Source organism: Rhodococcus sp. NPDC057014, from assembly GCF_042673295.1.
GTDB lineage: Bacteria > Actinomycetota > Actinomycetes > Mycobacteriales > Mycobacteriaceae > Rhodococcus_F.
This window is the reverse complement of record NZ_JBHUSF010000285.1, coordinates 1-12,295: the sequence shown is the minus strand read 5'-3', so window position 1 is coordinate 12,295 and position 12,295 is coordinate 1. Positions and strand designations below refer to the sequence as shown.

General features: G+C 69.0%; 11 protein-coding genes. 1 reads left to right on the top strand and 10 read right to left on the bottom strand.

Annotated features, from left to right (window positions below; all coding sequences use genetic code 11):
• Positions 1–52 precede the first annotated feature (52 nt).
• From rplS to ACFTZB_RS35665, 3 genes are all read right to left on the bottom strand, one after another.
• Entirely contained in the window at positions 53–394 is a 342-nt protein-coding gene (gene rplS / locus ACFTZB_RS35675) for a 50S ribosomal protein L19 (protein ID WP_005240490.1), read from the bottom strand.
• 94 nt (positions 395–488) lie between these two features.
• On the bottom strand, positions 489–1,394 hold the full coding sequence (locus ACFTZB_RS35670) for a hypothetical protein (RefSeq protein WP_072937973.1): 906 nt from the start codon (positions 1,392–1,394) through the stop codon (positions 489–491).
• Positions 1,395–1,467: 73 nt separating this feature from the next.
• Positions 1,468–3,807 (bottom strand): Tex family protein, encoded by a 2,340-nt coding sequence (locus ACFTZB_RS35665; protein WP_378439075.1) that lies wholly within the window; start codon positions 3,805–3,807, stop codon positions 1,468–1,470.
• A 75-nt stretch (positions 3,808–3,882) separates the two neighbouring features.
• Here ACFTZB_RS35665 and ACFTZB_RS35660 point away from each other — a divergent pair, with 75 nt between their 5' ends.
• Positions 3,883–4,917 carry a serine hydrolase gene (locus ACFTZB_RS35660; RefSeq protein ID WP_378439074.1) on the top strand — a complete coding sequence of 345 codons (1,035 nt, stop codon included), beginning with the start codon at positions 3,883–3,885 and terminating at the stop codon, positions 4,915–4,917.
• Positions 4,918–4,938: 21 nt separating this feature from the next.
• On the opposite strand, the gene trmD is transcribed toward ACFTZB_RS35660, so the two are convergent.
• The 7 genes from trmD to ACFTZB_RS35625 form a co-directional block, all read right to left on the bottom strand.
• The gene (trmD, locus tag ACFTZB_RS35655; RefSeq protein ID WP_378439077.1) at positions 4,939–5,631 is read right to left on the bottom strand and encodes a tRNA (guanosine(37)-N1)-methyltransferase TrmD; all 693 of its coding nucleotides are present in this window, start codon (positions 5,629–5,631) and stop codon (positions 4,939–4,941) included.
• Positions 5,632–5,641: 10 nt separating this feature from the next.
• Complete coding sequence (rimM, locus tag ACFTZB_RS35650; protein WP_378439072.1) at positions 5,642–6,193, bottom strand: ribosome maturation factor RimM; 552 nt, start codon at positions 6,191–6,193, stop codon at positions 5,642–5,644.
• A gap of 13 nt (positions 6,194–6,206) precedes the next feature.
• The gene (locus ACFTZB_RS35645) at positions 6,207–6,449 is read right to left on the bottom strand and encodes an RNA-binding protein (RefSeq protein WP_005240479.1); all 243 of its coding nucleotides are present in this window, start codon (positions 6,447–6,449) and stop codon (positions 6,207–6,209) included.
• Entirely contained in the window at positions 6,446–6,907 is a 462-nt protein-coding gene (gene rpsP / locus ACFTZB_RS35640; RefSeq protein ID WP_015890277.1) for a 30S ribosomal protein S16, read from the bottom strand. Before rpsP ends, ACFTZB_RS35645 begins: the two co-directional genes overlap by 4 nt.
• 179 nt (positions 6,908–7,086) lie before the next feature.
• Positions 7,087–8,172 (bottom strand): amidohydrolase family protein, encoded by a 1,086-nt coding sequence (locus ACFTZB_RS35635; protein ID WP_378439070.1) that lies wholly within the window; start codon positions 8,170–8,172, stop codon positions 7,087–7,089.
• Between the two features lie 3 nt (positions 8,173–8,175).
• Entirely contained in the window at positions 8,176–9,762 is a 1,587-nt protein-coding gene (gene ffh / locus ACFTZB_RS35630; protein ID WP_378439067.1) for a signal recognition particle protein, read from the bottom strand.
• Positions 9,763–9,838: 76 nt separating this feature from the next.
• Positions 9,839–12,295: [protein-PII] uridylyltransferase (locus ACFTZB_RS35625; protein WP_378439065.1), on the bottom strand; the 2,457-nt coding region annotated here is incomplete at its 5' end.

Here is a 12,295-nt window from a genome sequence, read left to right as displayed (position 1 = left end):
CGGCGTCGCGGCGCAGCCGATCGATCGCACGGTTGCGGGCTCATCGGAAAGGTCAGCGCTTTTCCTTGATCTTGGCGGCCTTGCCACGCAGATCGCGGAGGTAGTACAGCTTGGCGCGACGGACGTCACCGCGGGTGACGACCTCGATCTGCGCCAGGTTGGGGCTGTGGACCGGGAAGGTGCGCTCGACGCCGACACCGAAGGAGACCTTGCGGACGGTGAAGGTCTCGCGAACGCCGCCGCCCTGACGGCGGATCACGACGCCCTTGAAGACCTGCACGCGCTCCTTGGAGCCTTCGATGACCTTGACGTGCACGTTGAGGGTGTCGCCGGGACGGAACTCGGGAATGTCGTCGCGGAGGGACTTCTTGTCCAGGAAATCGAGAGTGTTCATCGGTGTTCCATCCTTGCGTTTTCGCAGGAGCAGAGGAACCGAGCGGCACCCGGACGTTCGGAGAACACCGGTGCTCGTCTGGTTCGTGCCCAGATCAAGTACTGCTGCCTGGTCCAGGCAACCCGTCCATTGTGCCAGACGCCACCGGGTGAAGCGAAATCGGCGGTGGCGCCGCATGCACCACGTGGTCGAGTTCCACTTCGGCCGCCACCTTGGCATGTTCCGCGGCTTCCTTCACGTGCACCGCGCTGGGCGTGCCGGCGATGAAGTCCTGCACGAAGATCTTGGCCCGGATGACCGGCCGCCGCCACTTGCGTTCCCGTTCGAGCGCCCGCAGCATCCGCTTCGGCTTGGACGTGTAACGCCACCGGGCCCACGGCGCGCTCGGCCTGCTCAGCCGGAGCGCCCCGATCAGCAGGATCGGGAACACGAACAGTCCGAGCAGCCCGGTCCAGATCTTCCCCTTGAGCAGCACCACCGCCGCGATGAGCAGGTTGATCACCGACGACAGCGCGATCGCCACCCGCACCCAGGGGTCCGGGGAATCCCGGAAGTCGGTGACGTTGATCAGTTCGAGCGGACGGAGACCGAGGAGCAGCAGACCGGTGACGGCGATCGCGACGAACACGGCGTCGACGGACGTCCGGCCCTCGTCCGCCCAGTACACGTCCTGCAGGTAGAAGATCAGCGCGAACTCGTCCAGCACCAGCGCGGCGCCGATCCCGAAGAACGTGGCGAGGACGGCGCCCGTGGTCTGGGTGCCGTCCTCGTACACGGCGATGAGGGCGACACCGGACATGAGCATCGTGACCACGCCGAACACCACGTGGTGGACGTGATGACCGCCGGGTTTCACGTTGCCCGGCCACCACGAGACCTCGGCGCGGATCATCCGCACGCTCAACCGGATGAACAGGAATGCCGCGAGAAACCCGAGCAGGAAGAAGAGCAGGGGCAGGCGCCCGTGCCCGACGATTTCCCTATCCAGCCATTCGTACATCGGCATCCACTATCCCAGTAAAGAACTGGTCACTCCACGGGAAAGAGGCCGCTCGTGTCGGGATGGTGACCTCCTACTTGCCGAACCCCGCCTTTCGCAGCGCGTCGGCCATCGATCCGCCGGGCGCCGGGCGGTTGTCCCGCCCGCGGTCGCGGCCACCCTGCTGCTGCGGCTTGCCGCCACCGCGGCGGTCCTGCGGCTGCCCGCCGCCGCGCCGGTCCTGCCGCTGCCCGCCGCCGCGGGGCCCGTCGTTCTTGCGGCCGCCCGTCCCGACCTCGTCGTCGAGGCGCAGCGTCAATCCGATGCGCTGACGCGCCTCGTCGACCTCGAGAACCTTCACCGTCACCACGTCGCCCGACTTCACGACGTCCCGCGGATCCTTGACGAAGTTGTGCGACATCGCCGACACGTGGACGAGACCGTCCTGGTGCACACCGATGTCGACGAACGCGCCGAACGCCGCCACATTGGTGACGACGCCTTCGAGGGTCATCCCCGGCTTCAGGTGCGACACCTTCTCGATGCCTGCCGCGAACGTGGCCGTCTTGAATTCCGGCCGAGGGTCACGACCGGGTTTCTCGAGCTCACCGATGATGTCCGTGACGGTCGGGAGACCGAACCGGTCGTCGACGAAGTCGGCCGGATTCAGACTGCGCAGCGCGGACGTGTTGCCGATGATCTCGCGCACGCCGGTGCCGCTGGATTCGACGATCTTGCGCACCACCGGGTACGCCTCGGGGTGCACGCTGGACGCGTCGAGAGGGTCGTCGCCGTTCGGGATGCGCAGGAAGCCCGCGCACTGCTCGAACGCCTTCGGCCCGAGCCTCGCGACGTCCTTGAGACCCTTGCGGCTGCGGAACGGGCCGTTCTGGTCGCGGTGCGCGACGATGCTCTCGGCCAGGGACCCGGCGATACCGGACACGCGGGACAGCAACGGCACGGACGCGGTGTTGACGTCGACGCCGACGGCGTTCACCGCGTCCTCGACGACGGCGCCGAGCGAACGTGCGAGGAGGGTCTCCGACACGTCGTGCTGGTACTGGCCGACGCCGATCGACTTCGGGTCGATCTTCACGAGTTCGGCGAGGGGGTCCTGCAGGCGCCGGGCGATGGATACGGCGCCCCGGATCGACACGTCGAGGTCGGGCAGCTCGGCCGAGGCGTACGCGGACGCCGAATACACCGACGCGCCGGCCTCGGACACGACGATCTTCGTCAGGTTGGTGGCGCCCGACTTGGCGATCAGCTCGCTCGCGAGCGCGTCCGTCTCACGGGAGGCGGTGCCGTTCCCGATGGCGATCAGCTCCACGCCGTGCTTGGCGACGAGACCGGCGAGGGTGGCCAGGGAGGCGTCCCACTTGTTCTGCGGCTGGTGCGGGTAGATCGTCTCGTGCGCGACCACCTTGCCGGTGGCGTCCACGACCGCCACCTTGGTGCCGGTGCGGAATCCGGGGTCGAGGCCCATCGTGGCGCGGGTGCCGGCGGGCGCCGCCAGGAGCAGGTCGCGCAGGTTGGTGGCGAACACATCGACGGCGTCCTTCTCCGCCGACTGCCGCAGCCGCATCCGAGTGTCGATGCCCAGGGTGACGATCATCTTGGTGCGCCACGCCCACCGCACGGTGTCGAGCAGCCACCGGTCCGCGGGCCTGCCGCGGTCGGCGATGCCGAACCGTCCGGCGATCCGGCCCTCGTAGACCGTGGGCTCGCCCGGGACGGGTTCTTCCGTGTCCGGGGCCAGGGTGAGCGACAGCACCTCCTCCTTCTCGCCGCGCAGCACCGCCAGGATCCGGTGTGAGGGGAGCTTGCCGAACGGTTCGGAGAATTCGAAGTAGTCGGCGAACTTCGCGCCCTCGGTCTCCTTGCCCTTGCGGACCGCGGACACCAGCTGACCGCGGGTCCACATCAGTTCACGGAGCTCGCCCACCAGGTCGGCGTCCTCGGCGAAGCGTTCGACGAGGATCGCGCGCGCACCCTCGAGCTGTTCCGCCGTGTACGTCGCCGGATCGGCCCTGGGGTCGGTGATCAGCGCGTCGGCGACGGGCTCGTGACCGGCTTCTCGCGCGATCTGCGCCTTGGTGCGCCGCTTCGGTTTGAACGGCAGGTAGATGTCCTCGAGGCGCGCCTTCGTGTCGGCGGTCATGATCTGCCCGCGCAGCTGATCGTCGAGCTTGCCCTGCGAGTCGATCGACTCGAGCACGGCGTTCCGGCGCTCGTCCAGTTCCCGCAGGTAGCGCAGGCGTTCCTCGAGCTGGCGGAGCTGAGCGTCGTCGAGCGTTCCGGTGACTTCCTTGCGGTACCGGGCGATGAAGGGCACGGTGGCTCCACCGTCGAGGAGGTCCACGGCGGCCGCGACCTGTCCCTCCCGGACGTCGAGCTCCTCGGCAATGCGCTGGTTCACGGTCTTGAGAGTCACGGAAATGGACCCTACCGCTACTCTGAGACAATAACGTCGGCGGTGAGGCCGTCACGGAAATCTCGGGAGAATTTCATGTCCAGGCTGATCGGCTGCCTGACGGTCATGGTCTTCCTGCTGGGTGCGACGCAGGCGTGCACCATCCCGACCGAGACGAACTCCGTGGTCGACATCCCGGCGACCGCACCGGCGGTCGCCACCCCCGAGCTCCTCCCCGCCGAGGAACCCGCCGGCGACGGCGTGACCGTGAGCCCCGAGCCGTTTCCCTCCGCGCGGGTCCCGGTCTCCGCACCCCTCGCCGACCGCATCTCGGCCGCAGTCGCGACGGCGGCCGCCGACCGCGGCGCCGACGTGTCCATCGCCGTCCTGGACCGCGCCACCGGCAGCTACCTGGAGGACACCGCCACCCAACCGGTCGAAACGGCGTCGCTGGCCAAGCTCTTCGTCGCCGCCCAGATGTATCATCTCGACGCGCTCGGTGAGCGGCCGCTGTCCGACTTCGACCGGATCCTGCTGAAGCGGATGCTCGAATCCTCGGACGACGACGCAGCCAACACGCTCTGGGACGATCTCGGCGGTTCGGACGTGGTCGTCGACGTCGCCGGGAGGTACGGACTCACCGCGACCACACCGCCCTGGGACGGGTTGTGGTGGAACACCGAGACGACCGCCGCCGACCTCGTGACGTTCTACACCGGGCTCCTCGACGACCGCGACGGTCTCGGCCCCGGGCGCATCGGCGAGTTCGTGGGCTACCTGCGCGCGTCGACACCCGAGGGGATCGACGGCTACGACCAGCGGTTCGGCATCCCCGACGGGTTGCCGGGCGAGCCCGTCGTCGGGGTGAAGCAGGGCTGGATGTGCTGTGTGGGTGATCGGTGGATCCACGTGTCGACGGGGCTGATCGGGGAGGACAACCGCTACATCGTGGCCGTCGCGTCGCGCGAGGTCATCCGGTACGAGGACGACGAGGAGTCGTATCCGGACACCGCGATCACGGATGTCACCGAGGATTCGAGTGCGCGGCACGCACGGGACACGATGACCGGGTTCGTGAAGTCCCTGTTCCCCACCGGGGTCGTCGACGACTGGACGCAGCCCCAGGGGTAGCGCCGGTCATCGGACATCGTTTCAGGGCAACAGGTCCGGGCGACGTTCGGCGGTGCGGTGCAGCGACTGCTCGCGTCGCCACGCCGCCACCTTCGCGTGATCCCCCGACAGCAGGACGGGCGGCACGTCGAGCCCGCGCCACGTGGCGGGCCGGGTGTAGCTGGGACCTTCGAGGAGGCCGTCCGAGAACGAATCCTCTTGGTGCGACTGCTGATTTCCGAGGACTCCGGGAATCAGGCGCACGAACGCCTCCGTCATCACCAGCACCGCAGCCTCCCCGCCGATGAGGACATAGTCGCCGATGCTCACCTCTTCGACGCGCACCCGGCGTGCGGCGTCGTCGAATACCCGCTGATCGATGCCTTCGTAACGCCCGCAGGCGAAGACGATGTGCTTCTCCCCCGCCCAGCGCTCGGCGGTGGCCTGGGTGAAGGGAACGCCGGCGGGCGTGGGGACGACGAGCAACGTGTCGGTGCCGTCGCCACCGGCGGCGAGGACGTCGTCCAGCGCGGGCCCCCACACGGTGGGTTTCATGACCATCCCCGGCCCGCCGCCGTACGGCGAATCGTCGACCGCCTTGTGGACGTCGTGCGTCCAGTCCCGCAGATCGTGCACGTCGACGGAGATGAGACCCTTGTCGATGGCCTTGCCGAGCAACGCCGCGCGCAGCGGTTCGAGGTATTCGGGGAAGATGGTGACCACGTCGAGGCGCACGGCTACCGACTCACTTCCCGTCGGCGGATTCACCGAAATCGGGGTCGAGCAACCCTTCCGGCGGATCGATCACGGCGACGCCGTCGGCCACGGACACCGACGTGACGATCGCGGCCACGAACGGGACCAGAAGCTCGCCGGACTGATCACCGGCTCGACGGATCGACAGCAATTCGCCTGCCGCGGAATGCAATACCTCGATGACGGTTCCCACCTCGGTGCCGTCCGCGAGGCGCACCGACAGTCCCTCGAGTTCGTGGTCGTAGAACTCGTCGGGGTCGTCGGAGGGCACGAGTTCGGCGCTGTCGATGACGAACAGCGTGCCCCGCAAGGCATCCGCTGCGGTGCGATCCGGGACACCCTCGAGGCGCAGCAGAAGCCGCCCGGAATGCTCCCGGGCGGCCTCCACCGTGTACGTGTTCACGGTCTGCTCGCGCGGCTTGTGTCCCCGCAGCACGGCACCCACGGCGAATCGATCCTCAGGTTCGTCGGTGCGAACCTCGACCACGATCTCGCCCTTGATGCCGTGCGACTTGGCGACACGGCCGATCACGAGCTCCACTGCTGTACGGCCTCTACTGATCGGTGTCGACGACGTCGACACGGATCCCGCGGCCACCGATGCCGGAGACCAGCGTGCGCAGTGCGGTCGCGGTGCGGCCACCGCGGCCGATGACCTTGCCGAGATCGTCAGGGTTGACGTGCACCTCGACAGTGCGCCCCCGACGCCCGGTGATCAGCTCGACACGAACGTCGTCGGGGTTGGCGACGATGCCACGAACGAGGTGCTCCACGGCATCGGCGACGACGGCACTCACTTGTCAGCAGCCTCGGACTCTGCAGCAGCCTCGGCGGGAGCGTCGGCAGCAGCCTCGGCGTCCTCGGCCTTCGCCTTCTTCTTCTTGGGCGTGATGGCCTCACCGACGGGCTCGTTCTCGGCCTGCGCGAGCGCAGCCTGGAACAGCTCCAGCTTCGTGGGCTTGGCTTCCTTGACGCGGAGGGTGCCCTCGGCGCCCGGCAGGCCCTTGAACTTCTGCCAGTCACCGGTGATCTTGAGGATGGCCTCGACGGGCTCGGTGGGCTGGGCGCCGACGCCGAGCCAGTACTGCGCACGCTCGGAATCGACCTCGATCAGGGAGGGCTCTTCCTTGGGGTGGTACTTGCCGATGGTCTCGATCGCGCGGCCGTTGCGGCGGGTGCGGGAGTCGGCGACGACGATGCGGTACTGCGGGTTCCGGATCTTGCCGAGCCGGGTGAGCTTGATCTTGACAGCCACTGCTGTACTTCTCCTTCAGTGCGCACACGAATGTGCCCACGTGTCACGTGCAATTCGGCGACGCGCAGGAATAGCGCGCCCGGTTTTGCCTCTAATCTGTGACCGCCGCGCGGTGCGTAACCGGATGCGACGAACAGCGGTTCATTCTGCCAGACGAACCCCGTCCGGGGGAAACCAGGTCACCGGGTCTTGACGACGACTCCCCGCAGCACCACGACGTCGGGTGCGGCGAGGGTGTCGCTGCTCGCGCGCGGGTCGTTCCGGAACACCAGCAGATCCGCGGGCGCACCCGCTTCGACACCCGGATGCCCGAGCCACACGCGCGCGTCCCAGCACGCGGCGCCGAGCGCTTCGGACGGGGTCAGCCCGACCGCCTTCAGTTCCTCGACCTCGTCGGCGATGCGGCCGTGGACGATCGATCCGCCCGCGTCGGTGCCTGCGTAGATCGGGATCCCCGCGTCGTGCGCGGCACCGATCGTGTCCTTCACCCGCGAGTGCAGGTCGCGCATGTGCGCGGCGTAGACCGGGAACCGCGAGGCGGACTCGGCGATCTCCGGGAACGTCGCGATGTTGATCAGTGTGGGGACGAGCGCGGTCCCGTGCGAGACCATCAACTCGATCGTCTCGTCGGTGAGCCCGGTGCCGTGCTCGATGCAGTCGATTCCGGCGTTGATCAGGCCCGGAAGCGCATCCTCCGCGAACACGTGCGCGGTGACGCGAGCCCCTTCGCGGTGCGCCGCCGCAATCGCCTCGACCAGGATGTCGTCGCTCCACAACGGCGCCAGGTCACCCGCGGAGCGGTCGATCCAGTCGCCGACGAGCTTGACCCACCCGTCGCCGGCCCGGGCCTGGCGCACCACCTCGTCCGGCAACTGCGACTCGTCCTCGAGATCGACCGGCAGTCCGCGAATGTACCGCTTGGGGGCGGCGATGTGCTGCCCGGCGCGCACGATCCTCGGCAGGTCGGGGCGGTCGTCGACGAACCGGGTGTCGACGGGCGAACCCGCGTCGCGTATCAGCAGGACCCCGCAGTCACGCTCGGTCTCCGCCTGCGCGATCAACCCCTCGACGCTCTCGCCACCGCCGCCGCCGAACCTGATGCCGACGTGGCAGTGGGCGTCGACGAGACCGGGAACGATCCACCCCGACTCGCAGACCGTCTCGGCGCCGGAAATCGGCTCCGTCGAGATCACGCCGCCGTCGACCCAGAACTCGACCGGCTGTTCGTCGGGCAGACCGGTCCCGCGGAAGTGCAGTGCAGCCATCGGCTACTTCTTCGGCAGCTTCAGCTGGGACAGGTCGATGCCCTCGAGTCCGGGCGGCAACTCGTCGAGGCCCTTCGGCATGTTCGACAAGTCGGGCATCCCCGCGGGGAGACCTCCGGGCGGCATACCCGGGAACCCTCCGGGCAGGCCTCCGGGGAATCCTCCGCGCACCTTCGGCGGCGTCGGCCCCTTGCCACCCTTCTTGCCCTTCTTGCCCTTCTTGCTGCGCTGCTGCTTGCGCGCACCAGGCATGCCCATGCGGCCGGCCATCGCGGCCATCATCTTGCGGGCCTCGAAGAAGCGATCCACGAGCTGGTTGACGTCGGAGACCTTCACGCCGGAACCGTTGGCGATGCGCAGTCTGCGGGACGCGTTGATGATCTTCGGGTCGTCACGCTCGGCGGGCGTCATTCCGCGGATGATCGCCTGCACCCGGTCGAGCTGCTTCTCGTCGACGTTCGCGAGAGCGTCCTTCATCTGCCCCGCACCGGGGAGCATGCCCAGGAGGTTGCCGATGGGGCCCATCTTGCGGACGGCCATCATCTGCTCGAGGAAGTCTTCCAGCGTCAGCTGGCCGGACCCGATCTTCTGCGCGGTGGCCTCGGCCTGCTTCTGGTCGAAGACCTGCTCCGCCTGCTCGATGAGGCTGAGAACGTCGCCCATGCCGAGGATGCGGCTGGCCATGCGGTCGGGGTGGAAGACGTCGAAGTCCTCGAGCTTCTCACCCGTGGATGCGAACAGGATCGGCTGCCCGGTGACCTCGCGGACGCTGAGCGCGGCACCACCGCGGGCGTCGCCGTCGAGCTTCGTGAGCACGACGCCGGTGAATCCGACGCCCTCACGGAACGCCTCCGCAGTGCTGACCGCGTCCTGACCGATCATCGCGTCGAGAACGAAAATCGTCTCGTCGGGGTTCACGGCGTCGCGGATGCCCGCGGCCTGCGCCATCAGGTCGGCGTCGATACCCAGGCGACCCGCGGTGTCGACGATGACCACGTCGAACTGCTTGTTGCGGGCTTCCTCGACACCGGCCCGGGCCACCTCGACCGGGTCGGCCGCGGTGATGCCCAGTTCGTTGTCGCCGCCGCCGATGGACGTGCCGGGGTGCGGCGCGAACACCGTGGCTCCGGCGCGCTCACCGACGATCTGCAGCTGGGTGACGGCGCCGGGACGCTGCAGGTCGCAGGCGACGAGCAGCGGGGTGTGGCCTTGGTCGCGCAGCCACTTCGCGAGCTTGCCCGCGAGGGTGGTCTTACCGGAACCCTGCAGACCGGCAAGCATGATGACCGTCGGCGGCGTCTTGGCGAACGCCAGCCGGCGGGTCTCGCCACCGAGGATCCCGACGAGTTCCTCGTTGACGATCTTGACGACCTGCTGCGCCGGGTTCAGCGCCGCCGAGACCTCGACGCCCTTGGCGCGTTCCTTGATCTTGGCGATGAACGAGCGGACGACGGGCAGCGCGACGTCTGCCTCGAGCAGGGCCAACCGGATCTCACGGCAGGTGGCATCGATGTCGGCTCCGGAAAGGCGACCCTTGCCACGCAGATCCTTGAGGGCTCCGGTCAACCTGTCGGAAAGGGATTCGAACACCGAGTGCGCTCCTGAAGTCATGCGAGTGTGCGGTGGATATTCTCGGGCACCAGCCTAGCCGCTCACGTCCGGTCGTTCATTCTCCCCCGCTGCCCTCCTGTTTCTTCGGCCTCGTGAGCGGAACGACGCCGAGGATCGCGCTCTCGACCTGTTCCCGGCTCGCCCGGGTGTCCCCGCCGCCGACATCGAGGCAGAACGCGTCGATCACCGACGATCCCAGGGTGGTCACCCGCGCCCACCGGACGTCGGCTCCGCACGTGTCGAACGCGTCGGCCAGCCTGCACAGCAGCCCCAGCCGGTCCTCGGCCCTGAGCTCGAGGATGACCTCGCCGGGCGACGGCGTGTCGAACCAGATGACCCGCGGCGGCGCCTGCGCGTACTGCACCGGAACCGCGGCCTCGCCCCGTTCCTCGACGGCGGCCACGCGCTGGCTCTCGCGAGCTTCCTCCTCCTTGGCGGTCAGCATCTCCAGCAGATTCAGCTCCCCCGCCAGCGCGCGGATCAGCTCCTGCCGCAGCAGTCCCGCCTGCGGCGGCGCCCCGAATCTCGGGGACACGACGAACGAGTTGACTGCCGACCCCTCGGCGCCGCCCAGCGAGGCGGAATAGACCCGCAGGGAATGCAGCGCGAGCACGCCCGCCGCCTTCGACAGCAGTCCCCGCTGGTCGGGGGCGATGACCGTCACCACATACGTGTGGGGGCTGTCGGCGGGGACCAGTGCGACGTGCACGCCCCCCGCCGCAGCGAGAGCGACGTGCTCCGGATCGAGCGGATCGGGCGCGGGTAGCACCTCCCCCGCCATGACCAGGCGGCAGCGGCGCACGAGTTCGCCGATGAGCGAGGACTTCCAGTCGCCCCACACCCCGGGACCGGTGGCCAGTGAATCCGCCTCCGCGAGAGCGTGCAGCAGTTCCAGCAGCACGCCGTCGCCGCCGAGCGCCTCCACCACCCTCTCGACCGTCTCGGGATCGTCGAGGTCACGCCGCGTCGCGGTGTGCGGCAGCAGGAGGTGGTGGCGCACGATCGCCGTCAGCAGCGCCACGTCGGACGGCCACAGACCGAGCCGCTTGCCGATCTGGGTGGCCAGTTCCGCGCCGACCACACTGTGGTCGCCGCCGCGGCCCTTCCCGATGTCGTGGAGCAGTGCGCCGAGCATCAGTAGATCCGGTCGGGCGACACGGGTGGTGAACCCGCTGGCGTAGGCGGCGGTCTCGACGAGGTGGCGATCCACCGTCCACGTGTGCACGGCGTCCCGCGGCGGCAGGTCCCGGACGGCACCCCACTCGGGAAGCAGCCTGCCCCACAGTCCGGTGCGGTCGAGGGCCTCGATCGCGGCGACGGCCCGGCTCCCGGAGCCGAGCATCACCAGCAGGTCGTTCAGCGCCTCCTTCGGCCACGGTTCCCGCAGCTCGGGAGCGTTGTCGGCCAGGCGATTCAGAGTGGACGCCGACATCGGCATGCCCGTGGTCGCCGACGCGGACGCGACCCGCAGCACGAGACCGGGGTCCTTCGCGGGCCGGGCGTCGCGGGCCAGCACCACTTCACCGGCGTGTTCGACGACTCCCTCGTCGAGGGGCCGCCGCACCGGTGGGCGGCGCAACCGCGCCAGGCCGCGCCGCGGCAGTGCATGGCCTGCCGTCCGCACACCGACGTCGACGGAGTAACTGATGGTGCGCGCGGCGTCGCTGAGCATGCGTGCGAGGTCGAACCGATCACCGATCCGGAGCGCGGCACCGATCTCGTCGGCGTCCTGCGCCCGCAACTGGTCGCGCGAGCGGCCCGCCACCCGGTGCAGTTCGGTCCGGACGTCGAGGAGCCGCCGGTGCGCGAGCGCCAGACCGCCGCCGGGCGACTCCGGACCGAGTCCGGGCATGCCGTCGGTGAGCTGCGCAATGGACAGCGCGTTGAGCAACTGCACGTCCCGCAGTCCACCGCGACCGCTCTTGAGGTCGGGCTCCGCGCGGTGGGCGATCTCGCCGCTGCGTTCCCAGCGGGCCCGCGTCTGCTCGATGAGGCCGTCGAAGCGGTTGCGGATGTCGGTGCGCCACTGCCTGCGCACGCCGCTGATGAGCAGATTGGTCAGCTCGACGTCGCCGACGATGTGGCGTGCCTCGAGCATTCCCAGCGCCGCGGTGATGTCCGTGTCCGCCACCTGCAGCGCCTGAGGGATGGTGCGGACACTGTGGTCGAGCTTGATGTGCGCGTCCCACAACGGATACCAGAGCTGGTCGGCCACCTGCGAGACCACCGCCGGATCCATGTCGTCGTGGAGCAGAAGGAGGTCGAGGTCCGAGTACGGCAGCATCTCCCGCCGACCGAGCCCCCCGACCGCGACGAGCGCGAACCCGCTGTCCGGCTTGATGCCGAGTTCGGCACCCTTCGTGGTCAACCAGAATTCGTGGAGGTCGACGAGCGCGTGCCGCAGCGCGGCCGCGTCGAGACGACGTCCGTGACCTGCCGGATTCCTTGTGCCGGGGCCGGTCTCGGAGCCGCCGGTGAGCAGTTGCCTGCGTGCGCGGGCCAGGTCCGCCGC